Here is a 19,257-nt window from a genome sequence, read left to right as displayed (position 1 = left end):
CCGCACGGCAACCCGGCCCTCCCGGTCGGCGTCGGAGGCCCGGCTCCCCACCCCACCGAGCACAACGGCCGGGGCCGGACACCCCTAGGTGCCCGGCCCCGGCCGCAAACGCGCAACCGCCTACTTCTTGCGGCGACGCCCCCCACCGCTCTTCTGGGCCTTGCGACGCTCCGCACGCGTGAGCCCGTCCGACTCGGACGCCGTACCGCCGTCCCCGTTGGAGAAGTCGCCCTCGACGACCCCACCCTCCCCGTCCACCGTGGGAGCGGAGAAGTGCAGCCGGTCCGGCCGCTGCGGAGCGTCGAGCCCCTTGGCCCGGATCTCCGGCCGCGCGGCCGGCACCGCGTCCTCCTTGGACAGCGACGTCGCCGCGTCCTGCACCGGGACCTCCTCGACCTGCTGCTCGACCTGGACCTCCAGGTTGAACAGGTAGCCGACGGACTCCTCCTTGATGCCCTCCATCATGGCGTTGAACATGTCGAAGCCCTCGCGCTGGTACTCGACCAGCGGGTCCTTCTGCGCCATGGCCCGCAGGCCGATGCCCTCCTGGAGGTAGTCCATCTCGTAGAGGTGCTCACGCCACTTGCGGTCCAGGACGGACAGCACCACGCGCCGCTCCAGCTCACGCATGATGTCCGAGCCGAGCGTCTTCTCGCGCTCGTCGTACTGCTCGTGGATGTCTTCCTTGACGGACTCGGCGATGAACTCGGCCGTGACACCGGCCAGGTCCCCGGCCGTCTCCTCCAGCTCGGCGACGGTGACCTTCACCGGGTAGAGCTGCTTGAACGCGCCCCACAGCCGGTCCAGGTCCCACTCCTCGGCGAAGCCCTCCGCCGTCTCCTGGCGGATGTAGTCGTCGATCGTGTCGTCCATGAAGTGGCGGATCTGCTCCTGGAGGTCCTCGCCCTCCAGAACACGGCGCCGCTCGCCGTAGATGACCTCGCGCTGCCGGTTGAGCACCTCGTCGTACTTCAGGACGTTCTTGCGGGTCTCGAAGTTCTGCTGCTCGACCTGCGACTGCGCGGACGCGATGGCCCGGGTCACCATCTTGTTCTCGATCGGCACGTCGTCCGGCACGTTGGCCATGGACATCACGCGCTCGACCATCTGCGCCTTGAACAGCCGCATCAGGTCGTCACCGAGCGACAGGTAGAAGCGGGACTCGCCCGGGTCGCCCTGACGGCCGGAACGACCGCGCAGCTGGTTGTCGATACGGCGCGACTCGTGCCGCTCGGTACCGAGGACGTAGAGCCCGCCGAGGGCCTTGACCTCCTCGAACTCCGCCTTCACGGCCTGCTCGGCCTTCTCCAGCGCGGCGGGCAGCGCGGCCGCCCACTCCTCGACGTGCTCCACCGGGTCCAGCCCGCGCTGGCGCAGCTCCGCCTCGGCGAGGTCGTCGGGGTTGCCGCCGAGCTTGATGTCGGTGCCTCGTCCGGCCATGTTCGTCGCGACCGTGACCGCGCCCTTGCGGCCGGCCTGGGCGACGATCGTCGCCTCACGGTCGTGCTGCTTGGCGTTGAGGACCTCGTGCTGCACACCGCGCTTGGAGAGCTGCTGCGAGAGGTACTCGGACTTCTCGACCGAGGTGGTGCCGACCAGGATCGGCTGGCCCTTCTCGTGCTTCTCCGCGATGTCGTCGACGACGGCCGCGAACTTCGCGACCTCGGTGCGGTAGATGAGGTCCGACTGGTCGACGCGCTGCATCGGCCGGTTGGTCGGGATCGGGACGACGCCCAGCTTGTAGATCTGGTGGAACTCGGCGGCCTCGGTCATCGCCGTACCGGTCATGCCGGACAGCTTGTTGTAGAGGCGGAAGAAGTTCTGCAGGGTGATCGTGGCGAGCGTCTGGTTCTCGTCCTTGATGTCCACCCCTTCCTTCGCCTCGATCGCCTGGTGCATGCCCTCGTTGTAGCGGCGGCCGGCGAGGATACGGCCGGTGTGCTCGTCGACGATCATGACTTCGCCGTCGATGACGACGTAGTCCTTGTCCTTCTTGAAGAGTTCCTTGGCCTTGATGGCGTTGTTGAGGTACCCGACGAGCGGCGTGTTCACCGACTCGTAGAGGTTCTCGATGCCGAGCCAGTCCTCGACCTTGGCGACACCGGGCTCGTGGATGGCCACGGTGCGCTTCTTCTCGTCGACCTCGTAGTCGCCGGTCTCCTCGATGCCCTTGAGAGGGTTGCCCGCCTCGCCCTTGGACAGGCGGGTGACCAGCTTGGCGAAGTCGCCGTACCACTTGGTGGCCTGATCGGCGGGGCCGGAGATGATCAGCGGCGTACGGGCCTCGTCGACGAGGATCGAGTCGACCTCGTCGACGATCGCGAAGTTGTGGCCGCGCTGGACCAGCTCCTCCTTCGACCACGCCATGTTGTCGCGGAGGTAGTCGAAGCCGAACTCGTTGTTCGTCCCGTACGTGATGTCGCGGCTGTACTGCTCGCGGCGCTCGGCCGGCGTCATGTTGGCGATGATGCAGCCGACGCTGAGGCCGAGGAACTTGTGGACGCGGCCCATCATCTCGGAGTCGCGGGAGGCCAGGTAGTCGTTCACCGTGATCAGGTGGACGCCCTTGCCGGAGAGCGCGTTGAGGTACGCGGGCAGCGTGCCGACAAGGGTCTTGCCCTCACCGGTCTTCATCTCGGCCACGTAGCCGAGGTGCAGCGCGGCGCCGCCCATGATCTGGACGTCGTAGTGGCGCTGGCCGAGAACGCGCTTGGCGGCCTCGCGAACGGTCGCGAAGGCCTCGGGAAGCAGGTCGTCGAGGCTCTCGCCGTCGGCGTACCGCTCCTTGTACTCGTCGGTGAGCGCCCGCAGCTCGGCGTCGGAGAGGTTGACGAAGTCCTCTTCGATGGAGCTGACCTGGTCCGCGATGCGGTGCAGTTTGCGCAGGATCTTGCCTTCGCCTGCACGCATGAGCTTGTTGAAGACGGACACTGAGGCTGGTCTCCTTGCCGGTCGGGCCTGGGCACTGGGTCGTGTGATGGACACTGGCGCGGGCACGGCAGGTGGGCCCCACCGCAACGGCCATCGTAAGCGAGGACCCGGCCGCGCCGGGAGGGCTGCCGCCGCGTTGACCCCGCAGCGCCCTTCCGAGTCAACGGACGAAGGGCGCCGAAGGTGCCGGGAAGCGCGAAAAGTACTCGCCCCGAGGCACCGGCCTCACCAGAATCCGTCCATGGAGCCGATCACCCTCACCACCGAACGCCTGATACTCCGCCCCTTCGTCCCCGAGGACGCCGACGCGGTGTACGCGGCCTGCCAGGACCCCGCCATCCAGCGCTGGACGGCCGTCCCCTCCCCGTACGCCCGCGCGGACGCCGAAACCTTCACCCGCCGCCTGGTGCCGGACGGCTGGCGCGACGACCTCGCCTACAACTTCGCCATGGTCCCGCGCGACGGCGGCGGACCGGCCGGGGCCGTGGGCGTCCACCGCCGCCCGGATCCGGGAACGTTCGAGGTGGGTTACTGGACCGCCCGCGAGCACAGACGCCGCGGCCATACGGCGGAGGCGGTGCTCGCCGTCGCCCGCTGGGCCTTCACCGCACTGGGCTGCGACCGCCTGGAGTGGCGGGCCGAGGCGGGCAACGAACCGTCCCGGGCCGTCGCGCTGCGCGCGGGCTTCCGTATGGAGGGCGATCAGCGCTCCGCGCTGGTCAACAACGGCGTCCGGCGCGACGCCTGGACGGGCTCGCTGCTCCCGTCCGACCTCGGTCTGCCGTCGGCCCTCGCGTATGTCCCGGACGGTGCCGGCGCTTCCCGGTAAGGCGGTCCACGAGGTGGAAGGTTCCCGGCCCGAGTGTCAGTGCCGCCCTCTAGGGTTCGAGGCATGACGCCTGTGCAGCCCCCCGTTGTCGAACTCTCCGCCGACCAGGCCCGCAGGATCGCGCTGCGGGCCCAGGGATTCCTGGGCGCCCCGGACCGCCGCTCCGGGGTGCCCGGTGTGCTGCGGCATCTGGGCGCGGTGCAGCTCGACACGATCTCCGTCCTCGCCCGCTCGCACGAGCTCATTCCGTACGCGCGCCTGGGCGCGGTCGGCCGCCGCCCGGTCGAGGAGGCGTACTGGTCGGGCGGCCGCGCCTTCGAGTACTGGTCGCACGCGGCCTGCATCCTCCCGGTCGAGGAGTGGCCGCACTTCGCGTTCCGCCGCCGCGCCTACCGCGCCCGCCCGCAGTGGCACCACGACCTGCCCGACGGGGCGTACGAGAGGGTCATCGACCAGCTGCGCGCCGAGGGCCCCCTGACGGCGACGGAGCTGGGCGGCGCGAAGAACGGCGGGGAGTGGTGGGACTGGTCGGCCTCGAAGGTGGCCGTCGAGCGCGCCCTGATGTACGGCGAGGTGGTCTGCACCGAACGGCGCGGCTGGAAGCGGGTCTACGACCTGGCGGAGCGCGCCCTGCCCGACGCCGTGCTGCACGACGATCTGGACGACGCGGAGTGCCTGCGCCGGCTGGTGGCACTGGCCGGCCGCTCGCTCGGCGTCGGCACCCGGGCGGACATCGCGGACTACCACCGCCTCAAGGGCGAGCAGTTCGACGCCGTGGTGGAGGACTCGGGGCTGGTTCCGGTGACGGTGCGGGGCTGGTCCAAGCCGGCCTGGGCCGATCCGGCCGCGCTGGCCTCGGAGCCCCGGGGACGTCACCGTACGACGCTGCTGTCGCCGTTCGACTCACTGGTGTGGGAGCGGGCGCGGACCGAGCGGATCTTCGGTTTCACGCACCGTCTGGAGGCGTACGTTCCCAAGCCCAAGCGCGTCCACGGCTACTTCGCGATGCCGTTGCTGGCGGGAGGCCGGCTCCGGGGGAGGGTCGACCCGGCGCGCGAGGGGACGACGCTGGTCGCCCGGCAGGTTTCCCTCGCGGACGCGAAGGCGGTGGAGCCGATGGCACAGGCGCTGGCCGAGGCCGCCGCGTGGGTGGGGTGCACGGACGTGCGGCTGGAGCGGGTCGACGCCCCGGAGCTGCGCACGGCGCTCACCAAGGAGATCGGCCGGGTCACCTGATCTCCAGGATCTTCTCCCGCATGGCGTAGACCACCGCTTCCATGCGCGAGTGCAGCTGGAGCTTCTCCAGAATGTTGCGGACGTGGTTCTTCACGGTGTTCTCGGAAATGAAGAGTTCTTTCGCGATATCGCGATTGTTCATGCCCGTGGCAACGAGTTTCAGGACCTCCAGCTCGCGCTCGGTGAGCCGGGGGGCCGGAACCAGCCGCCGTTCGTCGGTCCGCTGGATCATCGACTTGAACTCGGTGAGGAGTTTGGACGCCATGGAGGGACTGATCTGGGACTGTCCGTCGGCCACCGCGCGAATCGCGGTGGCGACCTCGTCCGTGGAGATCTCCTTCAGCAGATATCCCGTGGCACCGGCCTTGATCGCGTCGTAGAGGTCCGCCTCCTCGTCGCTGATCGTCAGCATGATGATCTTCGCGCTGGGCGCCACCTCCTTGATGGAGGTGCAGGCCTCGATGCCACCGCGTTTGGGCATGCGGACGTCCATCAGAACGATGTCGGGCAGCAGATCAGCCGCCTTGTCGACCGCTTCGGCCCCGTCGCCCGCCTCACCGACGACCTGGATGTCCTCCTCCTGGGCGAGGACGATCTCCAGGCCCCGGCGGAACAGGGCGTGGTCGTCGACCACCAGGACCCGGATCGGCTCCTTGCGGGAGGCGTCGTCGTCCGCGCCGGCCCTGGAGCGTCGCACGTCATCGGCATCGTGCGCGTCGCGTACGGGCCCGAAGGTGTCCGCCATCGTTCTTCCCCCTGAAGGCCACGGCCTGATTCGGACGGTCCGCCAACGGCAGTTCACAGCGCACCGATTGGCTTGGGCAGCCATGATTTCATGCCTGGACGGCGATGCGGTGATCCCGTGGTCGCACGGGGGTGCCCCTGGGGGCGCACAGGGCGCTCCAGGGGCACCACGAGGTGAGGGCGTCAGCCGCCCAGCGCACCGCCGGCGCCGCCCGCCTCGTCGGCGGCCAGCGGGTCGGTCCTCAGGTGGATGACACCGTAGTCGTAGGCGTGTCGCCGGTAGACGACACTCGGTTCCTTCGATTCGGAATCGACGAACAGATAGAAGTCGTGACCGACCAGCTCCATCTCGTAGAGCGCCTGGTCCAGCGACATGGGCGCCGCCACATGCGTCTTCTCGCGCATCACCAGCGGTCCTTCGCCCTGCACTTCGAGCGAACCGATCCTGGTGGTGGGTACGGGCCGCTCGCCCTCGTCGGCGACCAGCTCGCCGTCACCGTTGAACGATGCCGCGTCCGGCACCGTTTCGCCGACCTCCGCAGCGGGCGTCCGGCCCGATCCCCGGCGGCTGTAGCGCTTGTCGTGCTGCTTGCGCAGCCGCGCCTCCAGCTTGCCCGTGGCCAGGTCCAGCGCTGCGTACGGGTCGCCTGCGGCCGCTTCCGCCCTGATGACCGGTCCACGCGAGCGGAGCGTGATCTCCACCCGGTCGGAACGGTCCGCCTGACGGGGATTCGGCTCCTTGGACACCTCCACGTCGAGGCTGATCACCTTGCCGTCGAACTTCTGGATCTTGTCCAGCTTCAGCTTCTCGGCCACGTGCTTGCGGAACCGCTCGGGCACCTCGGTCTTGCGGCCCTTGACGACGATGTCCACGCAGAACTCCGTTCCCGGATCGCTCCACTCCCTGGCGGAGCGTCTCCCTTTTGCACCAGGCTCCGGTGGTGTCCGGAGCCGCGGACTCGGTGACTTCCACCTCCTCCTCCCCCGTCGGCGAGGTCTCCATCCCACCGAATTTCCGGTTGGGTCCACCGGTGGGTCGCCTGCCCGAAACCTGGTGGTGCATTCGCCGAGGTCTGGCATTCACCATTCCTCACAACCGAACATAGCCTGCTCGGCGGGATGTCGGCACCCGCTACTCGCACGTACCTCCGTTCAGGTCTTTTTACCCTCTCATCACCTGCAACGATGCAAGTTCAGTTCCAGTTCCGGTTTATTTCGAAGGCGGAGGGAGAAGCGGCCACGACCGCCGCGTGGCGGACCCGGGCACCGCCCCGGCCGCCCGCCCGTTCCACCGTGCGGGCGGCCTCGGCCAGCGAGGCCCCGGTGGTCAGCAGATCGTCCACGAGCACCACCCGTCCGGCGGCGAGCAGCCGGGCGCCGCCGGGCACGACGCCCAGCGCACCGGTCAGATTGGCCAGCCGCTCCCGGGCCCCGAGCCCCGACTGGTCGGCCACCGGACGCCGCTGCCGCAGCACCCCGGCCACCCGGGCGCCGATCCCGGCCCGCCGCAGCTCCGCCGCGGCCGCCAGCGCGATCCGCCGGGCCGGATCGTGCCCGCGCGCGGCGACGGCACGACGAGCGGAGGGAACGGGCACGAGGAGCAGCGGCCGCCGGTCCGGCCCTCGTCCTGCCCCGGCCCGCACCGCGCCCGCCAGCGCCCGGCCGGCGGCCCCGGCGAGGCCGAGCGCACCGCGCTCCTTGTGGGCCAGCAGCACCGCGCGCACCGCGTTCTCGTACGCGGCCGCCGCGTGGACCACGGGCAGCCCCGGCGGCTCCGGATCGGGTCTCACCCGGCGAGGCGCGCCACCGTACAGCTCCACGCCGCACCGCTCGCACAACTCCGTCCGCGGCGTGCCGCAGCCCCCGCAGACCACCGGCAGGACCAGTCCGGCGATCTCCCGCCACCACCCGCGCATGGATCCACTGTGCCCCCGCGAGGTCGGGGCGGCCACCCCTGTGGACAAACCCCCGCGGAGGCCGGGACCGCTGCCGGAGGTTCAGCCCGGGTAGACCAGCGCGGAGCCCTCCTTGAGCCCGGTCTGCCAGTTCTCGCCGGGCATCAGCTTCACTATGCCGTCGCCGACCGTGTCCGCCATCAGCGGAAGCTGCTCGTCGTCGGCCGCGGCGATGGCCCGCACCTGGTTGACGCCGGGCAGCACGCCCGAGGTGGGCGTCGAACCGTCGGCCTGCACATAGCGGACCTGCTGGACCCCGCCCTCCTCCTTGCCGACCACCACGAGCCGGCTGCCGCCGGACCACGACATCGCGGTCACGTCCGCGAGCTGGGGCGCGGCCTGGCGCAGGTCGACCACGGAGACCTGTCCGCCGTCCTCCGGGCCGCTGCGCTCGATCCGGCCGATGTGCAGCGTCGTCCGGTCGTCGCGCGTCAGCAGCAGGGCGATGCGCACACCGTCCGAGGACAGCCGCAGGGCCGTGATCCGGCTGCCGCCGAGGCTGGGCACGGTGACTTCCTCGGGTTTGCCCTTGCCGCCGGCCAGCCGCAGCAGTCGCGCGTGCTCCGGGTCCCGGTCGGCGACCCAGAGATCGCCCCGGCCGTCCCAGCTGGGGGCCGTCAGCCGGTCCTTGACGCGGGGGGCCTTGCTGGTGACCGCCGGAACGGGCAGATCGCCGTCCACGGCGATGGAGGAGACGTAGAGCGCGTCCCCGTGCTGCGAGACGACCGCCGCGGACTGCTCGTCCCGGGCCACGCCGACCGCGCTCACCCGCAGCGAGCCGCTGCCGAAGGGACCGGCGACGGGCTCCGGGTCGCCGCTGCCCCGGGTGCTGCCCGGGATGCGCTGGACATGGCCCTTGCCGTCGACGAAGTACTGACTCTCCGGCGCGCCCGAGGAACCGGCGGGGGCGTACTCCTCCGCCTGGTCGGCGTCGAGCACGCACAACGGCGAACCGTCGGAACGCTGCAGTTCCACCTGCTCGACCCGCGCCGAGGTCAGGTCCCGCAGCGTGAAGAGGACCTGCGAGGCCATCATCCGGCAGGAACTCTGCCCGACCCCGTCCGCCTTCTTGTTGAGCGGCACCTTCAGCACGTTGCGGTCGTCGGGGGTGAGCGAGGTGACCCCCTTGCGCAGCGACGTGCCGGCGGGGAAGCGCGACTCGACCACGGGGCTCAGCCACTCCGTCGGCCCCCTGAGCAGACTGCGCACCGCCTGGGTCACGGTGTCGGTGCCGGTCGCGGGGTCGGTCCGGTTGCGCAGATAGACCGGGTCGGCCACCAGCGTGGACTTGGCGTCGCCGCGTCCGGTGGCGAAATAGAACTTGTTGACCGAGCGGTAGAGCCGCTTGAAGTCGGACTGGCCGAGTATCAGACCGTCCGGCACGAACGCGATGCGCCATTCCTTGCCGTCCGGGCCGTTCTCCCGTACCAGATGGAGCGTGCGGGAGAACTCCGTCGGCGCCAGCGGCTGGTAGGCGTTCTGGTCGTCGACCGTCGCCACCTTCTCGCCGGTCAGCGTGTACACCACCTCGTTGGTGCTGCGGTCGCCCTCGCGGATCGGCCGGTCGCTGCGGTTCGGCGCCTTGGCCAGCACGGTGGTCATCGCGCCCGGCTTCCACCGGCTCGACGCCTCCTTCGTCAGGTACTGGCGCGTCATACGGAAGTCCGAGTCGTCACTGGTCATCGACTCCAGGAAGCCGTCGACCACCTCGTTCGGCGTGGCGCCGTCGCGCGGCGCCACGGCGTACACCTGGACCTGGGAGTCACCGGGCTGCGAGGCATCCACCGCCTTCACGTCCCCAGTGACGGGCATGGAGCCGCAGGCACTCAGCAGCAGCATCCCGCCGCACGCGAGCAGCACGGTCATGCCCGCCGCGTGCCCCCGGCCGTCACGACGACGATCAGTGCCCACGAGTCGTGTCCTCCCGCCCCCGGTCCTGCCCGGGAGAGTCGTTGTGACGGGCCGGGCGCTCCTCGGCGGAGCGCGGTATCACCCGGGCGCCGTTGCCCGGCAGGGCCGCCGGGTGCACCGAGGCCGGTGCGGTCCGGGCGGACACAGGCAGCGCGGCCCGGTCGGTCCCGGGCGGCTGCGTGGGAACGGTCATCAGCCGGTGCTCGCCGCCCCGGGCGGGGGCTGACCCGGACCGCTCCCGGTTCTCCCGGTTGTTCCGCGAGTCCTCGGGCTCCAGCGGTATCGGCGATCCCCGCAGCGGTTCGTCCGCCGTACGCGGCAGCGTCAGCCGGAACTGGGAGCCGCCGCCCGGCTCGCCCCAGGCCTGGAGCCAGCCGCCGTGCAGGCGTGCGTCCTCGACGGCGATGGACAGACCGAGTCCGGTGCCGCCGGTGGTCCGGGCGCGGGCCGGATCGGCCCGCCAGAACCGGTTGAAGACCCGCGTCGCCTCTCCGGGCTTCAGCCCCACGCCGTAGTCCCGGACGGCCACGGCGACCGCGCCTCCGGCCGCCCCCATCCGCACCACGACGTCGCGGCCCTCGCCGTGCTCGACGGCGTTGACCACCAGATTGCGCAGCACCCGCTCCACCCGGCGCGCGTCGGCCTCCGCGATCACCGGCTGCTCGTCGCCGACGACCCTGATCCGGGTCCCCTTGCGCTCGGCCAGCGGCTCGGCACCACCGATCACCCGGTGCACGACCTGCCTCAGGTCTATCGGCTCGGCCTCCAGCGCCGCGGCCCCGGCGTCGAACCGGCTGATCTCCAGCAGATCGGAGAGCAGCGACTCGAAACGGTCGAGCTGATCCCCGAGCAGTTCCGCCGAACGCGCGGTGACCGGATCGAAGTCGGACCGTGCCTCATGGATGACGTCGGCGGCCATCCGCACGGTCGTCAGCGGGGTCCGCAGCTCGTGCGAGACGTCCGACACGAACCGTCGCTGCATCCGGGACAACTCCTCCAGCTGCTGGATCTTCAGCTGGAGGTTCTGCGCCATCTTGTTGAAGGCCTCGCCGAGCCGGGCGATGTCGTCCTCGCCGGTGACCTTCATCCGTTCCTGGAGCCGCCCGGCCGACAGCCGTTCGGCGATGCCCGCCGCCATCCGCACGGGCGTGACGACCTGGCGCACCACGAACCACGCGATGGCCCCGAGCAGCACGACCACGAACAGCCCCGCGGTCGCCAGCGTGCCCTTGACCAGGTTCAGCGACTTCTCCTCCTGCGTCAGCGGGAAGACGTAGTACAGCTGGTACGGATTGCGCTCGACGTCGTAGAGCCGCTTGCCGACGACAAGGCCGGGCTGCGACTCATGGCCGTTGGAGTACTTGATCCGGGAGTACGTCTGGTACGCCCCCGGCCCCTTGTTCACCGAGTCGCGCAGCTTCTGCGGAATGCTCGCCGCCTCGACACTGCCCGAACCGCGCGGCGCGCGGGAACCCTCGTCCGCACTGAGCGCCACCACGTTGAACGCGTTCTTCCCGCCACTGGCGAGCTGGTCGACCAGTTCGGTCCGCCAGGAGTTGTTGGCCCTCGCCCCGTCGGCGTCGTCGCTGTTCTGCCCGTTGACGTTGAGGGGCGCGTTGGCCTTCTCCTGGGCGGCGGAGAAACCGCCCGCGGCCTGGGTCTGGGCCGCCTTGCTCTTGGCGTCCAGCAGTCCGTTGCGCACCTGCCCGATCACGACGAGGCCGAGCAGCAGCACCACACCGAGCGACATCAGCAGCGTGCCGGCGACGACCCGCAGCTGGAGGTTGCGCCGCCACAGCCGGACCGCAGGCAGCAGCGGACGCCGCACCCAGCGCATCAGCAGCCGGGGCACGGGCCCGCCGGGCGCCCGGTCCTGGAACAACCGGCCGCCCTGCAGGAAGCGCCCCACCGGAGACGACGTGTGCCCCGAACCGGCAGCCCGCTCCGTACGGACTCCCGGCTCCCCGGGCTTCGGAGCAGCGCTGCCCAGGGTCATATCAGCTCGGTCCGGCCTTGTAACCGACACCGCGGACGGTCACCACGATCTCCGGCCGCTCCGGGTCCTTCTCGACCTTGGAGCGGAGCCGCTGCACATGCACGTTCACCAGCCGGGTGTCCGCGGCGTGGCGGTAACCCCAGACCTGCTCCAGGAGCACCTCTCGGGTGAAGACCTGCCACGGCTTACGGGCGAGCGCGACCAGCAGGTCGAACTCCAGCGGGGTCAGCGCGATGGACTGCCCGTCCCTCTTCACCGAATGCCCGGCCACGTCTATGACCAGATCACCGATGGTGAGCTGCTCCGGTGCCGGCTCTTCGGACCTGCGCAGTCGTGCCCTGATCCGGGCCACCAGCTCCTTCGGTTTGAACGGCTTGACGATGTAGTCGTCGGCCCCGGACTCCAGGCCCACCACCACGTCTACCGTGTCGCTCTTGGCAGTGAGCATGACGATCGGCACGCCGGATTCGGCCCTGATCAGCCTGCAGACCTCGATGCCGTCCCGTCCGGGCAGCATGAGGTCGAGCAGGACCAGGTCCGGCTTCGCTTCACGAAATGCAGCAAGTGCCTTGTCGCCGTCCGCTACGAACGACGGCTCGAACCCCTCACCACGCAGCACAATCCCGAGCATCTCGGCCAGTGCGGTGTCGTCGTCGACGACAAGGACGCGTCCCTTCATAATCGACATCATCCCATTAGCTAATCGTTACCTGCGATGATCTGGCACACAGCTCCGCCAGCCCGGCCCCCGTGACCGGGGAGATTACGCCCTCTTCCGTGACGATCGCCGTGACGAGTTCCGGCGGTGTGACGTCGAACGCGGGGTTGTACGCCGGGGTTCCCACCGGCGCCACGGGCACCGACCCGCCCCCGCGCCCACCGGCCGCGGCCTGCGGCAATGTGACCTCCGTCACCTCACTCGCGGCACGCTGCTCGACCGTGATCGCCGCACCGTCCGGAGTCCGCAGATCCACGGTCGTGGTCGGCGCCACCACGATGAACGGCACATGGTGGTACTTCGCCAGCACCGCCAGCGGATAGCTCCCCACCTTGTTGGCCACCGATCCGTCCGCGGCGATGCGGTCCGCCCCGATGAGCACCGCGTCCACCTCCCCCGCGGCGAACAGCGACCCGGCCGCGTTGTCCGTGAGCAGGCTGTACGGCATCCCGTTGCGCGCCGCCTCGTACGCGGTCAGCCGGGCGCCCTGCAACAGCGGACGGGTCTCGTCCACCCACAGGCGCCTGAGGCGGCTCGCCCGGTGCGCTCCGAGCGCCACCGCGAAGGCCGTGCCCTCACCGCCCGAGACCAGGGCCCCGGTGTTGCAGTGGGTGAGAAGCCGGTGACCGCCGCCCGGCAGCAACTCGTCGAGGAGGGCCAGCCCGTACTCCGCCATGCGCCCGCTGGCCTCGGCGTCCTCCCGGTGCAGCGCCCTGGCCTCCGCCAGGGCCGCCCCGGCGGCCCGCTCGGGACCGGCTCCCTTGTCGACGGCCGCCCAGTACGCTCCCGCCGCCCGGCGCACGCCGTACCCGAGGTTCACCGCGGTGGGCCGCGCCTGCTCCAGCAGCTCCGCGGCCTCGGCGACGTCGTACCCCCGCACGGCGGCGAGAGCCACCCCGTAGGCCCCCGCGATCCCCAGCAGAGGCGCGCCCCGGACCGCGAGCGTCCGGATGGCCTCGACCAGCGCCGGAACATCGGTACACGCCAGCTCGGCCTCCTCCGCCGGCAGCCGGGTCTGGTCGAGGAGCACCAGTACGGCCCCTTCCGGCGGCTCCTCCCAGCGAAGTACGGGGAGAGCGGCGGGCTCGCTGCCCACCGGCGTTTGCGCATCCTGATCAGCCATTCGCCCAGTCTGCCCCGCCCGTCACCCGCGCAGGAAGAAACGGCGGAGATACCAGGGAGATCCGGGGCCCGGCCCGCACCGGAGTGACCCGTGGCACGATGGCTGCCAACCTGACGCCCCGGTACGCGGACAGGACCGTGAAGGAGCGAGCAATGAACGACACTCCGGGCTGGGCCTCGCCCGGATCCGCCCCCTCCGACGACCAGGAGCCGGGCGTCCCCCGCCCCTCCGGCCCCGTCGACGGTTCCCCCGCGGGGAACTGGTCCTCCGCGCAGCCGCCGGCCGGGCAGTGGTCCCCGCCGGGCAATTCCACGCCCGGCCCCGGCGTCCCCCCTCCTCCCCCCGGCTGGGGTGTCCCCCCTCAGGGCCCCGGCCGGCACCCCATGGCCGCTGCGAAGCCCGGTGTCATCCCCCTGCGTCCCCTGGGCGTCGGGGAGATCCTGGACGGCGCCGTGTCCGCCATGCGCGCGCACTGGCGCACGGTCCTCGGCATCACGCTCGCCGTATCGGTGGTCGCCCAGACCGCCAATCTGCTCATCCAGCGCTATCTGATGCCGGACCCCCCGGCGATCGACCGGAACGCGACCGGCTCGGAAGCTCTGCGGCAGGCAAGCGAAGCGTTCCGCTCCAGCCTGCTGAACACCACGCCTCCGATGCTCATCGGCATGCTCGCCACGATCTTCACGACCGCCGTGCTGACCGTGGTGATCAGCCGCTCGGTGCTCGGCCGGCCCGTCACGCTCGCCGACGCCTGGGCCGAGGCCCGGTCCCGGCTGCTCCCGCTGCTGGGTCTGACGGTCCTCCTGGCTGTCATCGCGGGGGCGATCATGACCGTGGGCATCCTGCCGGGCTTCCTGCTGGGCGACACGGCCGGTGTCGGGCTCGCCTTCCTCGGGCTCCTGGCCGCGATCGTGGTCTTCCTCTGGCTGATGGTCCGCCTCTCCCTCGCCTCTCCCGCACTGATGCTGGAACGGCAGTCGATCGCGGCCTCGATGCGGCGCTCCGCCAAGCTCGTGCGCGGCGCCTGGTGGCGCGTCTTCGGCATCCTCGCGCTCACCGTCCTGCTGACGTTCGTCGTGACGCTGGTCATCGGCATCCCCTTCGGGCTGATCGCCGCGGGCGTCGACGGAGGCGGCCTGAGCGCCTTCGCCACCGGCGAGACCACCGAATTCGGCTGGCCCTTCCTCATCGTCTCGGCCATCGGCGACGTGGTGATCTCGACAATCACGTATCCGCTGTCCGCGGGAGTCGCGGCCCTCCTCTACGTGGACCAGCGCATCCGCCGCGAGGCCCTGGACCTCGAACTCGCACGGGCAGCCGGGCTGCCGGGCTACGACGACAGGAGCTGACACCGTGTCGGGGGCGGGAGGCACAACGGCGGCACGACTGATCATCCGGGCGGGCGGCGACATCCCCGTGGACACTCCACGCGTCCCCGCCCGCGAGGCGGCACAGCGCGAACTGTCCGATCCGAAGTACCACGAGAACGATCCGAACCTTCTCCAGCGGGCGATGGACCACCTGTGGACCTGGATCGGCGACCTCCTCTCCGCCGCCTCCGGGGCCGCCCCGGGCGGCCCGGCCGGGCTGGTCGTCCTCGTCCTGATCCTCATCGCGCTCGTCGCCGCGCTCGTATGGCGCCTCGGTTCACCGCAACGCGTCCCCACGCCACGGGACGCCCTCTTCGAGAGCGGCCCCCGCAGCGCCTCGGAACACCGCACCACCGCCGACGCGCACGCCGCCGCGGGCCGCTGGAACCAGGCCGTCCAGGAGCGGATGCGGGCGATCGTCCGCTCTCTGGAGGAACGCACCCTGCTCGACCCGCGCCCAGGACGAACCGCCGACGAGGCCGCCACGGAGGCGGGCCGCGCCCTGCCCTCCCACGCCTCACGGCTCCGGGCAGCCGCCCGGGAGTTCGACGACGTCACATACGGCGGCCGCTCCGCCGGCGAGCAGACGTACCTCACCGTCCGGGCCCTCGACCTCGACCTCGAATCCGCGGCTCCGGACCTCGCCGGTGCCCACCCGGGAGCCGCCGGATGAGCACGGTCACCGGCGCTCCCTCCACCTCCGCCTCGCCCACCGCGCGCCAGGTCTGGACCCGCACCCGCGGGGTCCTGCTGGGCCTCGTGATCCTCCTCGTCGCGGCCACGGCCCTGGCCGCCACCCGTTCCGGGGAGCAGCACGGCCGGCTCGACCCCCGCTCCGCCGACCGCTACGGCAGCCGGGCCGTGGCCGAACTCCTCAAGGACCACGGCGTATCCGTCCGTGTGGTCACCGCACTCGAAGCCGCCGTGACCCCGGTCGGCCCCGACACCACGCTGCTCGTCAGCGCCCCCAACCTGCTGACACCGGACCAGCGGCATGCTCTGCGCAGGGCGACCGCCGACACGGGCGGCCGCACCGTGCTCCTCGCCCCCGGTCCCGCCGCGGCAAGCGACCTGGCCCCCGACGTCCGTGTCGGCTCCCCCGCCCCGGTCACCGCCCGGCCTCCGCGATGTTCGCTGCCCGCCGCTCTGCGCGCGGGCCCGGCGGAAACAGGCGGCTTCCTCTACACGGCGAACGGCCCGGACTCCCTCGCGTGCTACCCGGCGGACACTCAGTCCTCCCTGCTCGTCCTGCGCGAGCGGGAGGTGGGCGACGCCGTCCTCCTGGGCGCCCCCGATCTCCTTTACAACGAACGTCTCGACCACGAGGGCAACGCCTCCCTTGCTCTGCAACTTCTCGGATCCCGACCGCATCTCGTCTGGTACATCCCTTCACTCAGTGACCCCTCCGCCGGGAACGGCGGCGCAGGAGCGGACGACGGTACGGACGGCGACGGGACGGAAGGCGAGAGCGGCTTCCTCGATCTCATTCCGTCGGGCTGGCTCTGGGGCACTCTCCAACTCGCCCTCGCCGCCGTCCTGGCCGCGATCTGGCGGGCACGGCGTCTGGGTCCGGTGATCGTCGAACACCTGCCCGTCGCCATCCGGGCATCCGAATCCACCGAGGGCCGCGCCCGCCTCCAGCGCAAGGCCAACGCCCGGGACCGTGCGGCCGCGTCCTTGCGCCGGGCCACCCGCACCCGGCTGGCGCCTCTCGTCGGCGTCCCCCTCCGCGACGCCCACTCCCCCGCAGAACTCCTTCCTGCCGTGTCCGTACGCCTCGGCCCCTCCGACAGCGACCTCCACGAGTTGCTGTTCGGCCGGGTCCCCGCCGACGACTCGGCTCTCGTGCTTCTGGCAGATCGACTCGACACCCTCGAAAGAGAGGTCCGCACCTCATGAGCGCCCCGCTCCCCACTCCCGCCGGGACCACCGGGACCGTCACCGACGATGCCGCGGCCCGCGCCTCCCTGGAGGCGCTGCGCTCCGAGATCGCCAAGGCCGTGGTCGGCCAGGACGCGGCGGTCACCGGACTCGTCGTCGCCCTCCTCTGCCGCGGTCATGTGCTGCTCGAAGGGGTCCCCGGGGTGGCCAAGACGCTTCTGGTGCGCGCACTCGCGGCGTCACTGCAACTCGACACCAAACGCGTCCAGTTCACCCCCGACCTGATGCCGAGCGACGTCACAGGTTCGCTCGTCTACGACGCCCGCACGGCGGAGTTCTCCTTCCAGCCCGGCCCGGTCTTCACGCATCTGCTGCTCGCCGACGAGATCAACCGGACCCCGCCCAAGACCCAGTCCTCGCTTCTCGAGGCGATGGAGGAGCGGCAGATCACGGTCGACGGAGTCTCCCGCCCCCTGCCGGACCCCTTCCTCGTCGCCGCCACGCAGAACCCCGTCGAGTACGAGGGCACTTATCCCCTCCCGGAAGCCCAACTGGACCGATTCCTTCTCAAGCTGACGGTGCCGCTGCCTTCCCGCGACGACGAGATCCATGTCCTGACGCGCCATGCCGAGGGCTTCGATCCCCGCGACCTGGACGCGGCGGGCATACGCCCGGTCGCCGGACCCGCCGATCTGGCGGCCGCACGAGCCGCCGTCGCCAGGACCACGGTCTCTCCTGAGATCGTCGGCTATGTCGTCGATATCTGTCGTGCCACGCGTGAATCCCCCTCGCTCTCCCTCGGCGTCTCACCCCGAGGTGCCACTGCTCTGTTGTCCACGGCCCGCGCGTGGGCCTGGCTGACCGGTCGCGACTACGTCACCCCCGACGACGTGAAGGCACTCGCTCTCCCCACGCTTCGGCACCGCATCCAATTGCGACCGGAGGCGGAGATGGAGGGAGTCACCCCGGACTCCGTCATCACCGCTGTCCTCGCTCATGTCCCCGTACCCCGTTGAGGCGGTGAACCGTGGCCCTCACCGGACGCTCCGCCCTGCTGGCCGCCCTGGGGTCACTCCCTGTAGGCATCCAGGCCCCGAGCTGGACGGGCATGCTCGCGGTCAATGCCCCGCTCTCGCTAGCAATTCTGTGCGACTATGCCCTGGCAGCGCCAGTGCGAACGCTTCAGTTCACCCGATCCGGTGATACAACCGTTCGACTCGGCGAGGCCGCCGCGGTGCAACTCACCGTAGCCAATCCTTCCCGCCGTCGGCTCCGGGCACACCTGCGGGATGCGTGGCCGCCCAGCAGTTGGCTTCCCAGCACGGCTCATGCCGCGTCCCGCCACGCGCTCGACGTCCCGGCCGGCGAACGCCGCCGTGTCACCTCGCTCCTGCGTCCCACACGCCGCGGCGACCGTCGCGCCGAGCAGATCACCGTCCGGTCGTACGGTCCGCTGGGGCTTGCCGCCCGCCAGGGGAGCCACCGGGTCCCGTGGACCGTGCGCGTCCTCCCCGCGTTCTCCAGCCGCAAGCATCTGCCGTCCCGGCTTGCCCGGCTGCGTGAACTCGACGGGCGCACGAGCGTCCTCACGCGGGGCGAGGGGACGGAGTTCGACAGCCTGCGGCCGTACGTGCCCGGTGACGACACCAGGTCGATCGACTGGCGTGCCACGGCCCGTCAGTCGACGGTGGCGGTCAGGACGTGGCGTCCGGAGCGCGACCGTCACATCCTGGTGGTTCTGGACACCGGCCGTACGTCGGCCGGCCGGGTCGGCGACATACCTCGTCTCGACGCCTCCATGGACGCGACGCTGCTTCTGACCGCACTCGCGTCGCGCGCGGGGGATCGTGTGGACGTACTTGCCTACGACCGCCGGGTCCGCGCCCATGTCCGGGGCGGTGGAACCCCGGGCGATGTCTTGTCGGCCGTGGTGGAGGCACTGGCGCCTCTGGAACCGGAGCTGGTGGAGACGGATGCCCGTGGTCTCTGCGTAGCGGCTTCGGCGCACGCCCCGCGCAGGTCATTGATCGTCCTGCTGACCAGCTTGGACGCGGCGCCCGTCGAGGAAGGACTGCTGCCGGTGCTTCCACGCCTCACTCAGCGCCACACCGTGCTGGTGGCCTCGGTACGCGATCCGCGTATGGAGGAGATGGCCGGCGCGAGGGGCACGGTGGACGCGGTGTACGAGGCAGCTGCCGGGGCCCGCGCCCAGGATCAACGTCGCCGGACGGCCGAGCAGTTGCAGCGGCACGGGGTGACGGTCGTCGATGCGACACCGGCCGAACTCGCGCCGACACTTGCGGATGCCTACCTGTCACTCAAGGCATCCGGACGTCTGTAAGCACGGCACGCCCCGGACGCAAAAGGACCCGGGTTGTGCCGGCCAGATGCTTTCTGGCCGGCACAACCCGGGTCCCAGGAAAGGCCCTGAAACGCAGAAAAGCCCCGTGCCAATGGCACGGGGCTTCCCCACAATGATTGTTCGGCGGCGTCCTACTCTCCCACAGGGTCCCCCCTGCAGTACCATCGGCGCTGAAAGGCTTAGCTTCCGGGTTCGGAATGT

Annotated in this window: 15 protein-coding genes and 1 rRNA gene; 7 read left to right on the top strand and 9 right to left on the bottom strand. The window is 70.9% G+C overall.

Going from position 1 to position 19,257, the window contains the following annotated elements:
• Positions 1-120: 120 nt before the first annotated feature.
• The gene (secA, locus tag ACWCXC_RS33215; protein WP_450684429.1) at positions 121-2,931 is read right to left on the bottom strand and encodes a preprotein translocase subunit SecA; all 2,811 of its coding nucleotides are present in this window, start codon (positions 2,929-2,931) and stop codon (positions 121-123) included.
• 241 nt (positions 2,932-3,172) lie between these two features.
• Between secA and ACWCXC_RS33210 the strand changes: the two genes are divergently transcribed.
• Both ACWCXC_RS33210 and ACWCXC_RS33205 read left to right on the top strand, forming a co-directional pair.
• Complete coding sequence (locus ACWCXC_RS33210; RefSeq protein ID WP_450891429.1) at positions 3,173-3,760, top strand: GNAT family N-acetyltransferase; 588 nt, start codon at positions 3,173-3,175, stop codon at positions 3,758-3,760.
• A gap of 63 nt (positions 3,761-3,823) precedes the next feature.
• On the top strand, positions 3,824-4,996 hold the full coding sequence (locus ACWCXC_RS33205; RefSeq protein WP_450891428.1) for a winged helix-turn-helix domain-containing protein: 1,173 nt from the start codon (positions 3,824-3,826) through the stop codon (positions 4,994-4,996).
• Here ACWCXC_RS33205 and ACWCXC_RS33200 read toward each other — a convergent pair.
• The 7 genes from ACWCXC_RS33200 to mtnA form a co-directional block, all read right to left on the bottom strand.
• The gene (locus tag ACWCXC_RS33200) at positions 4,989-5,741 is read right to left on the bottom strand and encodes a response regulator (protein WP_450891427.1); all 753 of its coding nucleotides are present in this window, start codon (positions 5,739-5,741) and stop codon (positions 4,989-4,991) included. The genes ACWCXC_RS33205 and ACWCXC_RS33200 overlap by 8 nt on opposite strands.
• A 182-nt stretch (positions 5,742-5,923) precedes the next feature.
• Complete coding sequence (hpf, locus tag ACWCXC_RS33195) at positions 5,924-6,613, bottom strand: ribosome hibernation-promoting factor, HPF/YfiA family (protein ID WP_450891426.1); 690 nt, start codon at positions 6,611-6,613, stop codon at positions 5,924-5,926.
• 320 nt (positions 6,614-6,933) lie between these two features.
• Positions 6,934-7,656 (bottom strand): ComF family protein, encoded by a 723-nt coding sequence (locus ACWCXC_RS33190; RefSeq protein WP_450891425.1) that lies wholly within the window; start codon positions 7,654-7,656, stop codon positions 6,934-6,936.
• Between the two features lie 81 nt (positions 7,657-7,737).
• Positions 7,738-9,561 (bottom strand): LpqB family beta-propeller domain-containing protein, encoded by a 1,824-nt coding sequence (locus tag ACWCXC_RS33185; protein WP_450684449.1) that lies wholly within the window; start codon positions 9,559-9,561, stop codon positions 7,738-7,740.
• Positions 9,562-9,595: 34 nt separating this feature from the next.
• Positions 9,596-11,602: an MtrAB system histidine kinase MtrB gene (mtrB, locus tag ACWCXC_RS33180; protein ID WP_450684423.1), complete on the bottom strand. Its 2,007-nt coding sequence runs from the start codon at positions 11,600-11,602 to the stop codon at positions 9,596-9,598.
• 1 nt (position 11,603) lies between these two features.
• On the bottom strand, positions 11,604-12,293 hold the full coding sequence (mtrA, locus tag ACWCXC_RS33175; RefSeq protein ID WP_187740742.1) for a two-component system response regulator MtrA: 690 nt from the start codon (positions 12,291-12,293) through the stop codon (positions 11,604-11,606).
• A gap of 4 nt (positions 12,294-12,297) precedes the next feature.
• Positions 12,298-13,443: an S-methyl-5-thioribose-1-phosphate isomerase gene (gene mtnA, locus ACWCXC_RS33170; RefSeq protein WP_450684422.1), complete on the bottom strand. Its 1,146-nt coding sequence runs from the start codon at positions 13,441-13,443 to the stop codon at positions 12,298-12,300.
• 152 nt (positions 13,444-13,595) lie between these two features.
• On the opposite strand from mtnA, the gene ACWCXC_RS33165 reads away from it, so the two are divergent.
• The 5 genes from ACWCXC_RS33165 to ACWCXC_RS33145 are packed head-to-tail and all read left to right on the top strand — an operon-like array spanning position 13,596 to position 19,035.
• Positions 13,596-14,792 carry a glycerophosphoryl diester phosphodiesterase membrane domain-containing protein gene (locus tag ACWCXC_RS33165; RefSeq protein WP_450684421.1) on the top strand — a complete coding sequence of 399 codons (1,197 nt, stop codon included), beginning with the start codon at positions 13,596-13,598 and terminating at the stop codon, positions 14,790-14,792.
• A 4-nt stretch (positions 14,793-14,796) separates the two neighbouring features.
• The gene (locus tag ACWCXC_RS33160) at positions 14,797-15,486 is read left to right on the top strand and encodes a DUF4129 domain-containing protein (RefSeq protein WP_450891424.1); all 690 of its coding nucleotides are present in this window, start codon (positions 14,797-14,799) and stop codon (positions 15,484-15,486) included.
• Positions 15,483-16,712 carry a DUF4350 domain-containing protein gene (locus ACWCXC_RS33155; RefSeq protein WP_450891423.1) on the top strand — a complete coding sequence of 410 codons (1,230 nt, stop codon included), beginning with the start codon at positions 15,483-15,485 and terminating at the stop codon, positions 16,710-16,712. The genes ACWCXC_RS33160 and ACWCXC_RS33155 overlap by 4 nt, the downstream gene beginning before the upstream one ends.
• Positions 16,709-17,710, top strand: a complete 1,002-nt coding sequence (locus tag ACWCXC_RS33150) for an AAA family ATPase (protein ID WP_450891422.1) — start codon at positions 16,709-16,711, stop codon at positions 17,708-17,710. Before ACWCXC_RS33155 ends, ACWCXC_RS33150 begins: the two co-directional genes overlap by 4 nt.
• A gap of 11 nt (positions 17,711-17,721) precedes the next feature.
• Entirely contained in the window at positions 17,722-19,035 is a 1,314-nt protein-coding gene (locus ACWCXC_RS33145; protein ID WP_450684417.1) for a DUF58 domain-containing protein, read from the top strand.
• 139 nt (positions 19,036-19,174) lie between these two features.
• On the opposite strand, the gene rrf is transcribed toward ACWCXC_RS33145, so the two are convergent.
• A 5S ribosomal RNA gene (rrf, locus tag ACWCXC_RS33140) occupies positions 19,175-19,257 on the bottom strand; the annotation flags it as partial.

It is taken from the genome of Streptomyces sp. NPDC001515 (genome assembly GCF_053597115.1).
This window is presented reverse-complemented; position numbering and strand designations above follow the sequence as displayed.